Source organism: Nitratireductor lacus, from assembly GCF_056431025.1.
This window is the reverse complement of the sequence record NZ_JBWKMB010000015.1, coordinates 23,316-41,522: the sequence shown is the minus strand read 5'-3', so window position 1 is coordinate 41,522 and position 18,207 is coordinate 23,316. Positions and strand designations below refer to the sequence as shown.

At 63.0% G+C, this 18,207-nt stretch carries 15 protein-coding genes; 7 read left to right on the top strand and 8 right to left on the bottom strand.

Features of this window, described 5'->3' with window-relative positions:
* Positions 1-6: 6 nt before the first annotated feature.
* From AC07E3_RS14010 to AC07E3_RS13990, 5 genes are all read right to left on the bottom strand, one after another.
* Positions 7-750, bottom strand: coding sequence for an ABC transporter ATP-binding protein (locus AC07E3_RS14010; RefSeq protein ID WP_065815876.1), 744 nt, complete (start codon positions 748-750; stop codon positions 7-9).
* Between the two features lie 2 nt (positions 751-752).
* Positions 753-1,460 (bottom strand): ABC transporter ATP-binding protein, encoded by a 708-nt coding sequence (locus AC07E3_RS14005; protein ID WP_478362725.1) that lies wholly within the window; start codon positions 1,458-1,460, stop codon positions 753-755.
* 4 nt (positions 1,461-1,464) lie between these two features.
* Positions 1,465-2,346, bottom strand: a complete 882-nt coding sequence (locus tag AC07E3_RS14000) for a branched-chain amino acid ABC transporter permease (RefSeq protein ID WP_007008912.1) — start codon at positions 2,344-2,346, stop codon at positions 1,465-1,467.
* Positions 2,347-2,368: 22 nt separating this feature from the next.
* Entirely contained in the window at positions 2,369-3,331 is a 963-nt protein-coding gene (locus AC07E3_RS13995; RefSeq protein WP_478362723.1) for a branched-chain amino acid ABC transporter permease, read from the bottom strand.
* Positions 3,332-3,577: 246 nt separating this feature from the next.
* Positions 3,578-4,963, bottom strand: coding sequence for an aspartate aminotransferase family protein (locus tag AC07E3_RS13990; protein WP_336069003.1), 1,386 nt, complete (start codon positions 4,961-4,963; stop codon positions 3,578-3,580).
* Positions 4,964-5,233: 270 nt separating this feature from the next.
* Between AC07E3_RS13990 and AC07E3_RS13985 the strand changes: the two genes are divergently transcribed.
* The 7 genes from AC07E3_RS13985 to AC07E3_RS13955 all read left to right on the top strand — a co-directional run bounded on the left by AC07E3_RS13985 (position 5,234) and on the right by AC07E3_RS13955 (position 13,721).
* Positions 5,234-5,815 carry a cupin domain-containing protein gene (locus AC07E3_RS13985; protein WP_229448301.1) on the top strand — a complete coding sequence of 194 codons (582 nt, stop codon included), beginning with the start codon at positions 5,234-5,236 and terminating at the stop codon, positions 5,813-5,815.
* Between the two features lie 105 nt (positions 5,816-5,920).
* On the top strand, positions 5,921-7,531 hold the full coding sequence (locus tag AC07E3_RS13980) for an ABC transporter substrate-binding protein (RefSeq protein ID WP_478362720.1): 1,611 nt from the start codon (positions 5,921-5,923) through the stop codon (positions 7,529-7,531).
* A gap of 23 nt (positions 7,532-7,554) precedes the next feature.
* Positions 7,555-8,544: an ABC transporter permease gene (locus AC07E3_RS13975; protein WP_478362718.1), complete on the top strand. Its 990-nt coding sequence runs from the start codon at positions 7,555-7,557 to the stop codon at positions 8,542-8,544.
* Positions 8,541-9,374: an ABC transporter permease gene (locus tag AC07E3_RS13970; RefSeq protein ID WP_478362716.1), complete on the top strand. Its 834-nt coding sequence runs from the start codon at positions 8,541-8,543 to the stop codon at positions 9,372-9,374. The genes AC07E3_RS13975 and AC07E3_RS13970 overlap by 4 nt, the downstream gene beginning before the upstream one ends.
* Positions 9,371-10,168, top strand: a complete 798-nt coding sequence (locus AC07E3_RS13965) for an ATP-binding cassette domain-containing protein (protein WP_478362714.1) — start codon at positions 9,371-9,373, stop codon at positions 10,166-10,168. The genes AC07E3_RS13970 and AC07E3_RS13965 overlap by 4 nt, the downstream gene beginning before the upstream one ends.
* A complete protein-coding gene (locus AC07E3_RS13960; RefSeq protein WP_478362712.1) occupies positions 10,161-10,946 on the top strand; it encodes an ABC transporter ATP-binding protein in 786 nt (261 codons plus the stop codon). The genes AC07E3_RS13965 and AC07E3_RS13960 overlap by 8 nt, the downstream gene beginning before the upstream one ends.
* A gap of 99 nt (positions 10,947-11,045) precedes the next feature.
* Positions 11,046-13,721, top strand: a complete 2,676-nt coding sequence (locus tag AC07E3_RS13955) for a bifunctional acetate--CoA ligase family protein/GNAT family N-acetyltransferase (protein WP_478362710.1) — start codon at positions 11,046-11,048, stop codon at positions 13,719-13,721.
* 520 nt (positions 13,722-14,241) lie between these two features.
* Here the strand turns inward: AC07E3_RS13955 and AC07E3_RS13950 are convergent.
* Genes AC07E3_RS13950 through AC07E3_RS13940 form a run of 3 tightly spaced genes read right to left on the bottom strand, consistent with a single transcriptional unit; the run spans position 14,242 to position 18,141 of the window.
* Complete coding sequence (locus AC07E3_RS13950) at positions 14,242-15,387, bottom strand: iron-containing alcohol dehydrogenase (protein ID WP_478362708.1); 1,146 nt, start codon at positions 15,385-15,387, stop codon at positions 14,242-14,244.
* Positions 15,384-16,772: an aldehyde dehydrogenase family protein gene (locus AC07E3_RS13945; protein WP_478362706.1), complete on the bottom strand. Its 1,389-nt coding sequence runs from the start codon at positions 16,770-16,772 to the stop codon at positions 15,384-15,386. The genes AC07E3_RS13950 and AC07E3_RS13945 overlap by 4 nt, the downstream gene beginning before the upstream one ends.
* A 1-nt stretch (position 16,773) precedes the next feature.
* On the bottom strand, positions 16,774-18,141 hold the full coding sequence (locus AC07E3_RS13940) for a glutamine synthetase family protein (RefSeq protein ID WP_478362704.1): 1,368 nt from the start codon (positions 18,139-18,141) through the stop codon (positions 16,774-16,776).
* Between the last annotated feature and the right edge of the window lie 66 nt (positions 18,142-18,207).

Sequence of the window (18,207 nt, the reverse complement as noted above, 5' to 3'; positions counted from 1 at the left end):
GACGCCTCACACGTCGATCTTGTAGTTCATCCACTCGGCGACCATCTCCTTGAGCTGGCCATCGGTGGCGAAGTCCTCCCTGGTGCCTTCCGCCTTGTTGCGGCCAAGCTCCAGAATGTAGAGGCGGTCCGAAATCGTGGCGCACTGGCGCACGTTCTGGTCCACCAGAATGATGGTGGCGCCCTGGTCTGCGAGATCGCGGGTGAGCGCGTAGATGTCCTTGGAGATCTTCGGCGCGATCATGGCCGTGGGCTCATCGAGCAGGATCACCTTGGGCTCGGTGACGAGCGCGCGGGCGATTTCCAGAAAACGCTGCTGTCCGCCGCTCATGGAGCCGGCGAGCGTGGAGCGCTTTTCCTTCAGGATCGGGAACCGCTCGAAAATGCCGTCAATGGCGCGTTCGATGCGGGCCTTGTCCTTGCGGAAGGGCCAGCAGCCCAGAAGCAGGTTGTCGTAGACCGACAGGCCCGCAAAGGCGCTGCGGTTCTGCGGCACGAAGGACACGCCTTCGAGTGCGCGCTGGAACGCCTTGAGATTGGTGATGTCGCGGCCACCCATGGTGATGGTGCCGGTCTTGGTGGACAGAAGGCCGAAGATGGTCTTCAGAACGGTCGACTTGCCCGCGCCGTTCGGCCCGATGATGCCGGTGACCTCGCCGGGCTTTGCCCGCAGCGCCACTTCCTTGAGAACCGTGATGTCTCCGTTATAGGCGACGGAGATGTTCTCCATGCTCAGTTCAACGCCATGCATGGTCAGGCTCCCAGATAGGCTTCGATGACGTCCGGATTCTTCTGGATCGCTTCGGCGTCGCCCTCTGCGAGGACATGGCCTTCATGCATGACCAGAATGTTGTCGGACAGTTCGTAGACGGAGGTGAGGTCGTGGCTGACGAGAAGCACCGAGCAGCCCAGTTCCTTCGGCATTTCGCGGATGATGTTGATGAGCAGCAGCGCGAGGCTCGGATTGACGCCGGCGAACGGCTCGTCGAGCAGCACCAGCTTCGGATTGGCCACCATGATGCGGGCAAGTTCGAGAAGCTTCTGCTGGCCGCCGGAAAGCTCTTCCGCATAATTGTGGCGCAGCCGGTAGAGCTCCACCTTTTGCAGCCAGTAGGCGCTGACCTTCGCGATCTCGGCATTGCTCATCCCCTTGTTGAGGAGCGCGACCGAGAGATTTTCCAGGAGCGACATCTGCGGGAAGATGCGCGGCACCTGGAAGGTGCGGCCCACGCCTTCGGAGAACACCGCATGCGGGGCCTTGCCGATGAGGCTGACGCCATCGAGCGTGATTTCGCCGGCGGTCGCGTCATAGAGACCGTTGATGCAGTTGAGCATCGTGGTCTTGCCGGAGCCGTTCATGCCCAGAACGCCAAGGATCGACCGGTCGGGGAGGGTGAGGCTGACGCCGTCGAGCGCTGTGACACCACCGAATTTCTTTATGAGGTTTTCGACTTTCAGCATGACGTCACCGCGAGTTCTGCACGCCGAACAGGCCGGCGGGGCGAATGAGAATGACGGCGATCAGGAGCACGAAGCCGAGGAGCATCGCCACGGTTCCGCTGAAGAACACCATGGCCGTCTGCTCGGCGAGGCCGAACAGGATGCCGCCGGCGACTGCGCCGATCGGATGGCCGAGGCCGCCCAGAACGATCACGATGAAGCCGATCAGGGTGTAGTCCTGGCCGATGAAGGGGGAGAAGGAGGGGAAGATCATCGACACGAGGATGCCGGTGATACCCGCCAGACCGAGGCCGAGACCGAAGGTCAGGGCCGAAAGATGGTTCAGGTCCACGCCGACGATCTGGATCGCGTCACGGTTCATGATGATGGCGCGCAGTGCCTTGCCCGGCAGCGTGCGGTAGAGGAAGAACGCCAGCGCACCGGTGACGACGACCGCAACCGCAAGGCCAAGCAGCTTGGTGGTCGGCAGGATGATGTTGCCGAACATCAGGAAGGGCGGGTCGAGCGTGAAGTTGAGCGAGCGTGCATCCGCCTCGAAGGCGAGCAGCATGAGTGCACCCAGTACGAGCGACAGGCCGAACATGACCAGAAGCGAGGCGTGCTCGGGATCGTTGGAGCGCGCAAGACGCTTCACCAGCACGAAGTAGAGGCCGTAACCCATCATGCCGAAGACGACAAAGATCAGCGGCATTGCGAGCAGCGGGGACAGGCCGAGCCAGGCCTGGGCGAAATAGGCGCCATAGGCACCCAGCACGATGAATTCGCCATGGGCGAAGTTGACGACGCGCAGGACGCCGAAGATCACGTTGAGGCTGACGCCGATCAGCGCGTAGATCAGCCCGACGACGATGCCGTTGACGAGGCCTTGAAGGAGAAGTTCGTTCATCTTTGTTTCAATCCTGTACGTCTTACGGAATGAAGCGCCGGAAGCGCGAGAAGCGCTGGGCGAAGGCCCCGACGATGCCACGCGGCAGGAGCAGCATCAGTGCGATGATGACCACGCCGAGAATGAGCAGGTTGAGGGTCGGGAAATGCCGCCAGATCAGCTGGTCGATGCCGTAGAGCGTGGATGCGCCGATGATCGGGCCGACCAGAAAGCCGAGGCCGCCGGCCATGGCGTAGACGATGCTCTTTGCCGTCACCAGCAGGTTGAAGGAGGAATCGAGGTCGATGGCGTTGGTGTACCAGGCCTCGACGCCGCCCACGAGGGCAGGGAACATGGTGGCCATGATCCAGGCCTTGAGGCGGGTGCCCACCACATTGACGCCGACCACCTCTGCGGCCTCGCTGTCATCGCGGATGGCGCGCAGCGCCGTGCCGAGGCGCGACATGGTGAGCCAGGTGCCGGCCGCCAGAGCGCCCATCAGCACCACGAACATGGCGTAATAGGCGGCCACGGGATCGTTTGCCGCCGAAAGGATAAGGCCGAGGCTGCCGCCGGTGATGTCGCTCGGCATGAGCGAGATCACGAGCTTCATGGCCATGGCGAGCGCGAGGCTGACAATGCCGAAATAAACGCCCTTGAGCCGCAGCGTGGGCGCGACCAGAAGGCCGATGGTGACACCGGCCAGCGCCGCACCGGCAAGCGCCACGGGAATGGGCAGGCCGAAGGTCTTGTATAGAACGCCGGTGGCGTAAGCGCCGATGCCGTAGAACGCCACATAACCAAAAGGCATATATCCGGCCAGGCCTGCGACGAAGTTGAAAGACGTTGCCATGGTGATCCACAGCATCATGTAGAAGAGGAAAGAGAGATTGCTGGCAAACAATGGAGCCGGCAAAAAGACGGCGACAATGGCCGCGACCACGAAGCCCCATATCAAGAATTTGATATGGCTTGATTTTTCAGTATTTTCCTGGGGCGCGGACATCGGCACACCTGTACCCTCCCGCGTCTCCTGAACTTGATCTGTCACTGTTGGACCTCAATAGGGAACGCTTTCCGCGACCCTATAGCGCAGGAGGTGCGCTGTCCTATCGCAATTTCAGACTCTGTTATAACGAAATGACATAACCCTGTTTCGGCGCAAAAAAGCATCGCGTCCAGAAGCTGGACGCGATGCCTTTCATGGTGGTTCGGTTATCGGCCGGGGCTGGATGCCCCGGGAAAGCCGTGCCTATGCCGGCAATGCCTCTCTGGGCAGTTCGGCGAGCGCCTTGTCGAGGCCGGTTTTGAAGCGGGCGAGCAGGTCGTCGACCTCGCCCTCGGTGATGATGAGCGGCGGGCAGAAGGCGACGGCATCGGCCATGGCGCGGCTGATGAGGCCGGCTTCCTGAAGATGCGCGTTGACCAGTGCGCCAAGCGCGCCGGGCGTCTCGAGCGCCGTCTTGTTTGCCTTGTCGGTGACGAGCTCGACGGCGGCGATGAGGCCGACGCCGCGCACTTCGCCAACCAGCGGATGATCGGCCAGCGCGGCAAGCCCGTTGCGCAGGCGGTCGCCCATGCGTGCGGCATTGCCCACCAGGTCGCGCTCCTCGATGATCTTGAGGTTTTCAAGCGCAACGGCTGCGACAACCGGATGGCCGCTGGCCGTATAGCCATGGCCGAGCGTGCCGATGCGGCCGCTTTCTTCCATGATCGGCTCGAACACCCGGTCGTTGATCATCAGGGCCGAGGCCGGCAGGTAGGACGACGAAAGCTGCTTGGACATGACCATGATGTCCGGCTTGATGTCGTAGGTGGTGGAGCCGAACATGGTGCCCGTGCGGCCGAAGCCACAGATCACTTCGTCGGCGACCAGCAGGATGTCGTACTTGTTCAGGACGGCCTGCACCTTTTCCCAGTAGGTGGCCGGCGGGACGACCACGCCGCCGGCGCCCTGCACCGGCTCGCCGAAGAAGGCGGCAATCGTTTCCGGACCTTCAGCCAGGATCGTGTCTTCCAGTTCCTTTGCAAGGCGGGTTGCGAATTCTTCCTCGCTCTCGCCCGGCATTGCCTCGCGCCAGTGATGCGGCGCGGTCATGCGCAGCACGTTCGGCACGATCAGGTCGAAGGATTTGTGGTTTGCCGGCAGGCTGGTGAGGCATGCGCCGGCGATGGTCACGCCGTGATAGGCGCGGTTGCGGACGATGATCTTCTTCTTTTCCGGCTTTCCAAGCGCGTTGGAGCGGTACCAGATCAGCTTCAGCGCCGTGTCGATGGCTTCCGAGCCGGAATTGGTGAAGAACGCCTTGCTCATCGGCACCGGGGCCATGCCGATCAGCTTTTCGGAAAGCTCGATCACCGGCCCGTGCGATTTGTGCGTGAAGGTGTGGTAGTAGGGCAGCTTCTCCATCTGCTCGGTCGCGGCCTTCACAAGGCGCTTCTCGTTGAAGCCGAGCGCGACGCTCCACAGGCCGGCCATAGCCTCGATATACTGCTTGCCATTGTTGTCGTAGACATGGACACCTTCACCCCGATCGATGATCAGCGGGCCGGCTTCAAGATGTTTTTTCGCATTCGTGTAGGGATGCAGGTGATAGGCGATATCGCGCGCTTCGGGTGAATTGGGCTTGTCGGTCATCGGCTTGTCCTGCGTGTGAATGCGGTTATCGTTGTTGGACGATCCGGTTTTCGGATCTCTTCCCATGTCCTCTAGCGGTAGCACTCATTTTTCGACGAGGCAATTATGCGTTCAATATTTTGAGCGTCATTTAAAAGTCCGGGCTCCAAATTCCAGGAATTTCCGATGTTTTTGCGTTGTATATTGATTTCAAGGGCAATATCTTGAGCGATATATCGCGCTGCGCAAAACATGAGCAGGTTGGCGCAAGACGAAACGAGCGAAGGACATATGGACGATTTCGACATCGGATCGCGCCTCAGGGCCATGCGCACCGCAGGCAATCTTTCGCAGCGACAGCTTGCCGAACAGGCCGGTGTTCCTCATGCACAGATTTCCAACATTGAGAAGAACAAGATCAGCCCCTCCATCTCAACCCTGCGCAAGGTGCTTGGAGGGATGGGCGTCAGCATGGCGGATTTCTTCGAGCCAGAGCGGGAGGACAATCCCGGTCCGTTTTTTGGCAGGGACGATCTGATCGACCTCACATCGCGGGTGGCGATCAATGCAAAAGCGCCCGAGAGCGGGCTTCTGGTCCTGCGGCAGATCGGCGATGCGCGCCTGCACAATCTCCAGATACTGCACGAGGTCTATGAGCCGGGGGCGGACACGGGAGAGACCATGCTGCAGCACGCCTCAAGCGAGGGCGGCTATGTGGTGGAGGGTGAGCTGGCGCTGACCGTGGGTGACGAAATGCGCATTCTGAAGGCCGGCGAAGCCTATCTGTTCGACAGCCGCCAGCCGCATCGTTTCCAGAATCTCTCCGACAGGCGCACCATTGTCGTTTCCGCCTGCACGCCGCCTTATCTCTAAGGAAGACATCTTCAACAGGCTGGACCAACGCAACGCCGTTATGGCCCTGTTCCTCCCGGCGGCGGATCTTACACTTTCTTTGGCTTTAAGGCGCGAGGATTTCCAATGGCCGGTCTTTTGATCTCGAGACGCAATCTCCTTCTTGGCGCGGGCGCGCTGGCGGCGGTCGGCTGGCCACTGCGCATGGCATGGGCCGAGGAAGCGCCACGCGGCGGGCGGCTGGTGGTGGCGGCTGATTCCGAGCCGCGCACGCTGAACCCGGCAATTGTCGCGTCGAATGGCGTGTTTTTCATCGCCAGCAAGGTGATCGAGCCGCTTGCGGAAGCCATGATGGATGGCGAGGGCGGGCTTGCGCCACGCTTGGCCACGAGCTGGGAAGGCTCCGAAGACGGGCTTTCCATCACCTTCAGACTGCGCGAGGGCGTGACCTGGCACGATGGTGAGCCGTTCACCTCTGCGGATGTGGCCTTCTCCGCGATGGAGGTCTGGAAGCCTATGCAAAATCTCGGCCGCGTGGTGTTTGCCAATCTCGACACGGTGGAAACGCCCGATGCGCACACCGCCATTTTCCGCTTTTCCGCGCCCACGCCGATCCAGCTCATTCGCAATGCGCTGCCGGTGGTGACGAGCGTTTTGCCAAAACATCTCTATGAGGGCATGGACATTGCCGCCAACCCGGCCAACAAGGCGCCGGTGGGAACGGGACCGTTCAAATTCGCCGAGCACAGGCCCGGCGAATATTATCGCCTTAGCCGCAATGACGCCTACTGGGGCGAGGGCCTGCCGAAGCTGGACGAGATCATCTTCCGCGTTCTGCCCGACCGGGCGGCGGCGGCTTCCGCGCTGGAGGCAGGCGAAATCCAGCTTGCAGCCTTCTCGCAGGTGCCGCTGGTGGATCTGGAACGCATCGCCAGCGTGCCGGGGCTGAAAGTGGTGACGGAAGGCTATGAGGCGCTGACCTATCAGCTTGTGGTGGAGATCAACCACCGCAACGAAATCCTCGCCGACCGGAAGGTGCGGCAGGCCATGTCGCACGCCATCGACCGGGATTTCGTGGTCGATACGGTGTTTCTTGGCTATGCGCAGGCGGCCACCGGCCCGGTGCCGCAGAACGCGCCGCAATTCTACAATCCCGATGTGAAGCCCTATTCCTTCGACATCGAGCGGGCGGACAGGCTGCTTGACGAGGCTGGCTATCCGCGTGGCGAGGATGGCAAGCGCTTCTCGCTGCGCCTCCTGCCCGCGCCCTTCTTCAGCGAAACACGCCAGTTCGGCGATTATCTGCGGCAGGCGCTCGGCAAGGTGGGCATCGACGTGACGCTGGTGAACAACGACACGCCGGCGCATCTGAAGGCGGTCTACACGGATCATGATTTCGATATCGCCGTTGGCTCGCCCGTGTTTCGTGGCGATCCGGCCATCTCGACCACGATCCTCGTGCAGTCGGGCATTCCCGATGGTGTGCCGTTTTCCAATCAGGGCGGCTATGCCAATGCCGAGCTCGACACGATCATCGATCAGGCGGCCGAGACCATCGACACGGAAGCGCGCACCGCGCTTTACAACGATTTCCAGCGCATCGTGGTGGAAGACCTGCCGCTGATAAACGTCGCCGAATGGGGCTTTACCACGGTTGCCAGTGACACCGTTCTCAATGTGGGCAACAATCCGCGCTGGCCCGTTTCCAGCTGGGCTGATACTGCACTCGCTTCCTGAGAACGCAAGGAACACGCACTGGCATGCACCGGGCCCTGACTTTGACGCGGCGGCGTATCGTCAGCAGCATTCCGGTGCTGCTCATCGTCATTATTGGCACGTTTCTGCTTCTGGAAGCAGCACCTGGCGATGCGGTGGACGCCTATCTGCTTTCGCTGGGCGGGGGCGATGCGGGCCTCGTTGCGGAGCTTCGCCAGAGCTATGGGCTCGACCAGTCGCTTGTGAAACGGCTGACGCTTTATGTGGGCGCGCTTCTGCGGTTCGATCTCGGCTGGTCGGTGGCCTTCGACCGGCCGGTTCTCGACCTCATCGCGGAGCGCTTGCCCAACACGCTCTGGCTCATGGGCGCGGCGACGGCGCTTGCCTTCTCGCTCGGTTCGCTTCTGGGCATTGTTGCCGGCGCACGGCCCGGCAGCCTGACGGACCGGGCGCTTTCCATCGGATCGCTGGCGCTCTACGCGGTTCCGAGCTTCTGGCTTGGCCTTGTGCTGGTTCTGGTGTTCGCGGTCGATCTGCGCTGGTTTCCCACAGCCGGCATCGAAACCATCGCCTCCGGCAAGACGGGTCTGGCGCGCGTGGCCGACATTGCCTGGCACCTGGTGCTGCCGGTCTCCGCGCTCGGTTTCATTTACCTGGCTCTTTTTCTGCGCATGATGCGGACCGGCATGGCGGAGGCCTGGCGGCAGGATTTCGTGCTTTTTGCGCGCGCCAAGGGGCTGGCGCGGCGGCGCATCGTGCTGCGTCATGTGGCGCGCAATGCGCTTCTGCCACTGGTCACCATGCTTGGCCTGCAGGCGGCGGCCATGCTGGGCGGCAGTGTTGTGGTGGAAAGCGTGTTCGCCATTCCGGGGTTGGGGCGGCTTGCGCATGAAGCGGTTTCCGGCCGCGATGCGCCGCTTCTGACCGGCATCATCATCGTCAGCGCGGTGCTCGTGATCGCCGTCAATCTTCTGGTGGACATCGCTTATGCGTTGCTCGACCCGCGCGTGGGCAGCGGGGAGGCGTCGTCGTGAACCGCGTTGCAGGGCGTCTTCTGCGCTCGCCTGAAGGGGTGGCGGGGCTTTGTCTCCTGGTGCTGCTTGCCGCCATGGCGCTTGCAGCGCCGCTTCTTTTTCCGGGCGATCCGCTGGCGATTGTCGGGCGGCCGCTGACTGCGCCCTTCACCGATGCGGCGCTTCCGCTTGGCACGGACCGTCTGGGGCGCGATGTGGCTGCGGGCCTGATGCATGGCGCGCGGACATCGCTCCTGGTCGGGCTCGCCACGGCGCTGGTCGCGCTCACCGCCGGGGCGCTCGTCGGCACGGTTGCGGGGCTTGCCGGCGGGCTGGTGGACGAGGCGCTCATGCGCGTGGTCGATGCGTTTCAGATCGTGCCGGGCTTCCTTCTGGCGCTGGCTTTTGTCAGCGTCACCGGGGCATCGCTTCCGGTCATCATTTTCGCCATTGCCCTTGGTGCGTGGACCGGGCCGGCGCGGCTGGTGCGGGCGGAAGTCCTGACGATCCGCGAGCGCGATTATGTGGCGGCGGCGCGGGTGATCGGCATGCATCCGGCCGAGATCGCTTTGCGCGAAGTGCTGCCCAATGCGCTGCCGCCGGTTTTGGCGCTGACGGCGGTGATTGTCGCCACGGCGGTTCTGGTGGAGGCGGCGCTTTCGTTTCTCGGGCTTGGCGATCCCAATGTGGTGACCTGGGGCTCGATGATCGCCGAGGGGCGCAATGTGCTGCGCACCGCGCCGCATCTTTCCATCGTGCCGGGGCTGGGCCTCGTGGCCACCGTGCTCGGCGTCAATCTGCTGGGCGAGGGGCTGGCCGACGCGATGGCGGGCCGTGAGGCGCGCGGATGAGCGCGCCGCTGGCCGAAATCCGGGGTCTCTCGGTTTCCTACGAACGTGATGAAGCGCGAAGCTTCGCGCTTCAGGGCGTCGATCTCGACATTGCGAAAGGCCGCAGGCTGGCGGTGATCGGCGAAAGCGGATCGGGCAAGAGCACGTTGGCGCTGGCGCTTGCCGGTTTGCTCGCGCCGCAGGCGCGGGTCGAGGGGAGCATCGGCTGGTCGGGTCTTGCGCATCCGCCTGTGGCGGGGCGCGACATCGGCATGGTGTTTCAGGATCCCGGCGGCAGCCTCAACCCCGTTCTGACCATTGGCGAACAGGTTGCGGAAGGCGCGGTGCGGCATCTGGGGCTCGACTGGCGCGCGGCGCGGTCGCATGCGCTGGCTCTGCTTGAGCGGGTGCGCATTCCAGATCCGCAGGTCGCACTTGGGGCCTATCCGCATCAGTTTTCCGGCGGCCAGCGCCAGCGCATCGCCATCGCTGCCGCCATTGCGGCAAAGCCGGGGCTGCTGATCGCCGACGAGCCCACAAGCGCGCTCGACATGGTGGTGCAGGCCGAGATCGTGGCGCTGCTCGACGAACTGGTGCGCGAGGCGGGCATGACGCTGATCTTCATCACGCATGACATTGCGCTCGCCTCGGGCTTTGCCGACGACATTGCCGTTTTTCAGCGGGCGTATCTGGTGGAAAAGGGTGCGGCGCAGGCGGTTCTCGCACAGCCGGCGCACGCCTGTACGGAGCGCCTTCTTGCCGCGCAGATTGATTTTTCCACACCGCGCCTGATCGACGGGGTGGCCGATGCCTGAGCCGCTTCTCGTTGCGCAGAACCTCTGCAAGACCTTCATCAGCCGGGGGCGCAGGGTGACCGCGCTTGACGATGTGAACCTGACGCTTGCTCCGGGCGAAACGCTGGGTCTGGTGGGCGCGTCCGGCAGCGGCAAGTCGACGCTCGCGCGGGTGCTGCTCAGGCTTTTGCCGGCGGATGCGGGGGCGGTGCGGCTTCAGGGTGAAGACTGGCTCCGGCTTCGCGGGCGGGCGCTGCGTGCGCGCCGCCGGGCAATCCAGATGGTGTTTCAGGATCCGCTTGCCGCCTTCAATCCGCGCGCGACGATCGGCGGTGTGCTGGCGGACCCGCTGCGCATCCATGGCCTTGCGGATCGTGCAGCGCGCCCGGCGCGGGTGGGCGCGCTTCTGGAGCGGGTCGGGCTTCCCGCGAGCTATGCCGCGCGTGGCGTCCATGAAGTGTCGGGCGGCGAGCGCCAGCGTGTCGCCATCGCCCGCGCTTTGGCTGCGCACCCGTCGCTGATCGTGTTCGATGAGCCTGTCTCCGCGCTCGACCAGTCGATACGCGGCCAAATCCTGAAACTCATTGCTGATTTGCAGAAAAGCGAAGGCCTCTCCTACGTCTTCATCGCGCATGATCTCGCGGTCGTGCGTCTTGTTTCCCACCGGGTGGCGATCATGGAGAGCGGCCGTATTGTCGAGACGGGACCGACTTCGCAAATCATCGACAGCCCGCAATCGCCGGCTGGCAAGGCGCTCGTGGCCGCTGTACCGCGTCTGGAGTTTCCTCGCGCTCAATAGGCTGAGGGCAACCGCATGTCGCGGGTTGCGCAGTTGTTGCGCCATGCCGCTATAGTGATGCCGAAACGCACAACCCGCGCGAACCCGGAGTCATCGTTCATGACGATCCGCAATCTTGAATTCGCCGCCCGTCCACGCTCCGTTGCCGTGATTGGGGCATCAAAGAGGGCCGGCGCCGTTGGCCATATCGTGATGCAAAATTTGCAGGAAGGCGGGTTCGAAGGCGAGATCTGGCCCGTCAATCCGAAATACAGGGAAGTGGCGGGCCGGCGCTGCTATAAGCGCGCCATCGATATTCCTGGCGTCCCGGACATTGCGGTGATCGTCACTCCGCCGGAAACCGTGCCCGGAATCATTCGCGATTTAGGCGAGAAAGGCACCCGCGCGGCGGTTGTGATCACCGCCGGGCTGACACGGGAGAACGGGCTGCGCCAGGCCATGCTCGATGCGGCAAAACCCTATCTTTTCCGCATCATCGGTCCGAACACGGTGGGGCTGATCGTCCCACCGATGAATTTCAACGCCAGCTTCGCGCATATGCAGGCCAGGCCCGGCGGGCTTGCTCTGCTGTCGCAGTCAGGTGCGATTGCCACGTCGCTTGTGGACTGGGCGGCGGCGGAGGGCGTTGGCTTCTCGCACATCGTCTCGCTGGGCGACATGGCAGACGTGGATGTGGGCGACTATCTGGAAATGCTCGCTGGCGACGGGCGCACGCGCGGCATTCTCATGTATCTCGAAACAATCCCCAATCCGCGCAAATTCATGACCGCCGCCCGGGCGGCGGCGCGGCTGAAACCGGTGATCGCCATCAAGGCAGGCCGTCACGCGCAGGCCGCTCAGGCAGCAGCAACGCACACCGGCGCGCTTTCGGGTGCAGACCGCGTGGTCGAGGCGGCGCTGCGCCGTGCCGGCATTCTGCGGGTGCTCGATCTTGGCGAACTGTTCGATGCCGCGGAAGTGCTCGCCCGCTTCCGCCCTCTGCAGCGTGCCCATGTGGGCATTGTCAGCAATGGCGGCGGGGCCGGAGTTCTGGCGGTGGACCGGCTCAATGATCTCGGCGGCACGATGGCGGAGTTTTCGTCAGAAACCATCGCCCGCCTGGACCGGGCGCTGCCGCCCAACTGGTCGCATTCAAACCCGGCCGACATTATCGGCGATGCGCCGCCGGAGCGCTATAGCGAGGCGCTTTTGGCGGTGGCAGACGACCCCGACACGGATGCCGTTCTCGTTTTCAATTGCCCGACCGGCCTTGCCTCCCCCTCCGATGCCGCCCGCGCGGTTGCGGCCCATGCCGACAAGGGCCGGGTGAACGGCAAACCGCTCATCACCTGCTGGCTCGGCGAAGAGACCGCGCGGGAGGGGCGTCGCATCCTGCAGGAGGCGGGCATTGCAAATTTCAGCACCCCGTCGAGTGCCACTGCGGCGCTTTCCTATCTCGGTGAATGGTCACGTGCCCAGAAGGCGTTGACACGTGTGCCTTCGAGCCGCAGCGAGGATGTGCAGGGAGACCGCGAAAGCCTGCGCGCCATCCTTGAAAAGGTTGCTGCCGAAGGCCGTCGCATGTTGACGGAACCCGAAGCCAAGGCGGCCATTGCCGCCTACGGGATTCCCGTGCCTGAAACTGTGATTGTCGAGACACCAGAAGCGGTGAGTGAGGCCACTGCACGCTTGCTCGAAAGTTCGGAAAAGGTTGTCGTCAAGCTTCTTTCCAGAACCATCACGCACAAATCGGATGTCGGCGGCGTGGTGCTTGGCCTCAAGACGCCGGAAGCGGCGCAGAAGGCCGCCGAGAACATCATGAAGCGGCTGGACGACGCGGGCATGGCCGACGGGCTTGAAGGCTTTGCGGTTCAGCCCATGGTGGTGCGCAAACACGCCCATGAGCTTATCCTCGGTGTCAGTCAGGATCCGATTTTCGGGCCGGTGGTGATGTTTGGTGCGGGCGGCACGGCGGTGGAGGTGATGGAGGATACGGCCATTGCGCTGCCGCCGCTCGACGATGTGCTGGCCGGCGACCTGATGGCGTCGACCCGCATAGGCAAACTGCTGGCCGGATACCGCGATCGTGCGCCCGCCGACAGCGATGCGATTGCTGGCGCCCTCAACGCCGTGTCGCAGATGATCGTCGATTTCCCCTGCATCAAGGGCATGGACATCAACCCGCTGCTGGCCGATGCCGACGGTGTCGTGGCGCTCGATGCGCGCATAGAGATCGAGCCGGCGGAAATCGACCGCAAGGGTCCGAACCCGGATCTTGCCATCCGCCCTTATCCGGATGGCTGGGAAAAGGATGTAAACCTCGAGGGGCACCGCTACCACCTGCGCCCGATCAAGCCGGCGGATGTGGCGCTGTTTCCGGATTTCCTGGCGCGCGTTTCGCCGGAGGATATCCGGTTCCGCTTCCTCGCCCCGCGCAAGCACTTTCCAGATGAAATGCTGGAACGGCTGACCCAGCTCGACTACGAGCGTGACATGGCCTTCATCGCGCTCAGGGAAGAGGATGGGGAAATGGCGGGCATTGGCCGTCTTTCTGCCGATCCTGACAAGGAGATCGCCGAGTATGGCCTGCTTGTGCGCACGGACCTGCAGGGGCACGGTCTCGGGTTTGCGCTGCTGAAGCAGCTCATCGACTATGGCAGGGAAGAGGGCATTGGCGCCATTGAGGGCATCGTTCTGAGCGACAACACCAAGATGCTCGCCATGTGCCGCGATTTCGGTTTCGTGGTGAAGGATAGCGGCGAGGCTGGGATCATTACCGTTTTGCTGAAGCTTTAGGCGGGCGGCTGCGGAGGTGATGATGCGTGCGGTGCGTGCCCTTTCCCTCGCCCTTCGCCTTTCGGCAAGCTCAAGAAGCTCAGGATGAGGGAAAGGCAAGGCAACGCGGTCGAAGCGACAGTGAGCAAAGGGTGAGCCGTATCGCTCTTCGTTACTGGTAAAAGGGTAGGACGCTCTGGGAGGATCCTGCTGGAAAGCTCCTGTTTATGGGAGCGGCCGGAGATCCGCAGCATAGGATGCTGCTTGCCGCGCCACCACAGCCCTCATCCTGAGCTTCTTGAGTTTGCCGAAAGGCGAAGGGCGAGGGCGGGACGGAGTGCGCTATCTTTTAACATCGGCGCAGGCCCCTCATCCGCCTGCCGGCACCTTCTCCCCGCGCGCGGGGAGAAGGAGGAAGTTTCGGTACTTGCGCCCTTCACTGCATCGGTGAAATTGTTCAGCCGTCATCGCCGCGCTGTCCTTCTCCCCGCAAGCGGGGAGAAGGTGCCGGCAGGCGGATGAGGGGCGGGTGCGCCACGCCTCAGATGCAGGCTTCGAACAGCGTCTTCGTGTTGGCAACGGTCAGCTTGACCGGGTTGCCGCCGGCACTCGGGTCTTCCAGAGCCATTTCCACCATCTCGTCAATGCGGTCTGATCCGACGCCCATGTCGCCGAGCCGGTCGGGAATGCCAAGCTCTGCGCGCAGGCTCATGACGAAATCGAAGAAGCCATCGAATCCGCCTGCAATGCCGAGATAGGCGGCAGCGGCAGCGATGCGCTCCTCGATCTCCGGTCGGTTGAGTTTCAGCACAGCCGGCATTACCACCGCATTGGTGGTTCCATGGTGTGTGTTGTAGATTGCGCCGACCGGGTGCGAGACCGCGTGGATGGCGCCGAGCCCCTTCTGAAAGGCGACCGCGCCCATGGCGGCAGCGCTCATCATCTGCGCGCGGGCCTCGAGGTCGCTTCCATCGCGGTAGGCACGGGGGAGATATTCCTTCACGAGCCGAAGCCCTTCAAGAGCGATGCCCTGGCTCATCGGGTGGTAGAAGGGCGAGGAATAAGCCTCCAGACAATGCGCAAACGCGTCCATCCCCGTGCCGGCGGTGATGGCCTTGGGCATGCCGACGGTCAGTTCAGGATCGCAGATCACCACCGAGGGCAGAATCTTCGGGTGGAAGATGATCTTCTTCACATGGGTTTCTGAATTGGTGAGGACGCCGGCGCGGCCCACTTCCGAGCCGGTGCCGGCAGTTGTGGGGACGGCCACATTCGGTGCGATTTTCGACGCATCCGCCCGCGTCCACCAGTCGCCAATGTCCTCAAAGTCCCAGACCGGACGTGTCTGGCCCGCCATGAAGGCGATCAGCTTGCCGAGATCGAGCCCCGAACCGCCGCCAAAGGCGACGACGCCATCATGACCGCCATCCCTGAAAACCTTCACGCCGGCTTCGAGGTTCTTGTCATTCGGGTTGGGATCGACTTCCGAGAACATGGCCCGCCCGAGGCCCGCAGCCTCCAGAATGTCGAGCGCGTTCTTCGTGATGTCCATGCCGGCAAGGCCGCGATCGGTCACCAGCAGCGGTTTTGAAATGCCGGCTGCCTTGCAAGCCTTGGCCAGCTCCCTGATGCGCCCCGCGCCAAACCGTATAGCGGTGGGATAGGACCAGTTTCCTTCGAGCTTCATGCCTGTTTCTTTCTCATGTGGTAGGATTTTGGGCGGGTCAGATTGTGGTAGCCGATTTCGGAAAGCGCACCACCGCGCCCGGTGTTCTTGCAGCCGGTCCAGCAAAGGGCCGGGTCGAGATAGTCGGCACGGTTCATGAAAACGGTGCCCGTTTCGATGTCTGCACCGATAGCCGCCGCGCGGTCGGGATCGGCGGTCCAGAGCGAGGCGGTGAGGCCGAACTCGCAATCGTTCATGAGGTCGAGCGCTTCGGCATCGTTCTTCACCGGCATGATGCCGACGACGGGGCCAAAGCTCTCCTCGCGCATCACCCGCATCTGGTGGTTCACGTCCACCAGTATCTGCGGCATCAGATAGGTGCCGCCATCATCTTCCGGGAAGGCTTTCGGATCGACCAGCGCCTTTGCGCCCTGCGCCAGCGCATCTTCGGTCTGGCTGCGCACTTCGGCTGCAAACCGCTTGTTGGCCATCGGACCGATGGTGGTGTCCTCGTCCAGCGGATTACCGAGTTTCAGCTTGCCCACCCAGTCGACGGATTTCTCGACAAAACCGTCGAAATGCTTCTCCGCGACATAGATGCGCTCGATGCCGCAGCAGCACTGGCCGGCATTGAACATCGCGCCGTCCATCAGCACATCGACCGCCCAGTCAATGTCGGCATCGTCCATCACATAGGCGGGGTCCTTGCCGCCGAGTTCGAGCCCGAGCCCGGTGAAGGTGCCGGCAGCCGCCCGTTCGATGGCGCGTCCACCGCCGACGGAGCCGGTGAAATTGATGAAGTCGAAGGAGCGCGCGCCGATCAGCTTCTCCGTGCCGGCATGGTCGAGGAACAGGTTGACGAACAGTTCTTCGGGAATGCCCGCCTCATGGAAGGCGCGCACGATGCGCTCGCCCACGAGCAGCGTCTGCGTGGCGTGCTTGACCGCGACGGCGTTGCCGGCGATGAGGGCCGGAACGATGGTGTTCATCGCCGTCATGTAGGGATAGTTCCACGGCGCGATGACGCCGACCAGCCCGTGGGGTACGCGTTCGATGCGGCGCGCGAAGCTTTCCGAATCTTCCAGAACGATGGGTGCGAGGGCACGCTCGGCAATCTCGGCCATATAGGCGGAGCGCTCGTTCATGCCGCCGAACTCGCCGCCATAGCGCACCGGGCGGCCCATCATGTGGGCGAGTTCCGGCACCACCTCGTCTTTCATCTCGTTGAGGCGGGATACACCGGCGTTCACGAGCGCGATGCGTTCATCGAGGGCGCGCGCCGCCCACGCTTTCTGCGCCTGGCGGGCATTGGCGAGAAGCTTGGCCGCCTTGTCGGGGTCCATCACGGGTCGCTCGGCAAAAACCGATCCGTCGATGGGGGAAATGCATTGCAGGGTTTTCGTCATGTCATGCTCTCTCAAAACCGCGCCTGACCTCCCAGTCGGTGACGCGGCGGTCATATTCGGATTGTTCCCAGCGGGCTGCATGGACATAGTGATCGACAACGTCGTCACCAAAGGCCACACGCAGCATTTTTGAACCGTCAAGGGCGGTTGCCGCGTCGCGCAGGGTTTTGGGGATCTCGCGGATCCCTTCGCCCTCATACGCGTCGCCGACAAAGGCCGGCTCCAGCTCTCTCTTGTTTTCGATGCCATCAATGCCTGCCGCGATCAGGGCCGCGAAGGCAAGATAGGGGTTCAGGTCGGCGCCGCCGACCCGGCATTCCACGCGCACCGCTTTCGTGTCCTCGCCGCAGACGCGGTAGCCCGCCGTGCGGTTGTCGAACGACCAGATCGCCTTGGTGGGGGCGAAGGTGCCGGCCGCGAAGCGCTTGTAGGAATTGATGTAGGGCGCGAGGAAATAGGTGATTTCGCCGGCATGGGCGAGCAGGCCCGCCATATAGTGTTTCATCATGTCCGACATGCCGTGTTCGCCCGAGGGGTCGAAGAAGAGCGGCTTGCCATCCAGCGTCCAGAGCGATTGATGGACATGCGAGGAATTGCCGGCTGCCCTGTCGTCCCACTTGGCCATGAAGCTGATGGCGCGACCGGCCTTCCAGGCGATCTCCTTGCAGCCGTTTTTCACGATGGCGTGGCGGTCGGCCATGGTGAGCGCATCCGTGTAGCGGACGTTGATCTCCTCCTGACCGGCATCGGCCTCGCCCTTGGAGTTCTCCACCGGCACATCCGCGCCGTTGAGGCCGTTGCGGATTGCCCGCATCACATCCTCCTCCTTGGTGGTCTGGAAGATGTGGTAATCCTCGTTGTAGGCGCTGATGCGCTCCAGCCCGCGATAGCCTTTCGCTGCCGCTTCCTCGAATGTGTCGCGGAAGAGGAAGAATTCCAGTTCCGAGGCCATCATGGCCTTCATGCCCATGGTTTCTAGCAGGGCGACCTGCTTTTTCAGGATGGCGCGCGGCGAATGGGGCACGTCGTCATGCGTGTGGTGGTCGAGCACGTCGCACAGAACCAGCGCCGTGCCTTCCAGCCAGGGAATGCGGCGCATGGTCGAAAGGTCCGGCTTCATCGTGTAGTCACCATAGCCCGCCGACCAGCTCGTCGCGCGGTAGCCCTCGACCGTGAACATCTCCATGTCGGTGGCGAGCAGGTAGTTGCAGCTATGGGTTTCCTCGAATGCGCTTTCGAGGAAGAAGTCCACGTGGAAACGCTTGCCCATCAGGCGCCCCTGCATGTCGACCAGCGCCACGAGCACCGTGTCGATCTCGCCGGCCTCCGCTGCCGCTTTGAGGCTTTCCAAAGTCAGTTTGCCCGCCATTCAATTCGTCCTGTCGGTGTTTTTGGGTTTGGCCCCGGAGAAAGGTCCGGGGCCATGCGCTTCTTC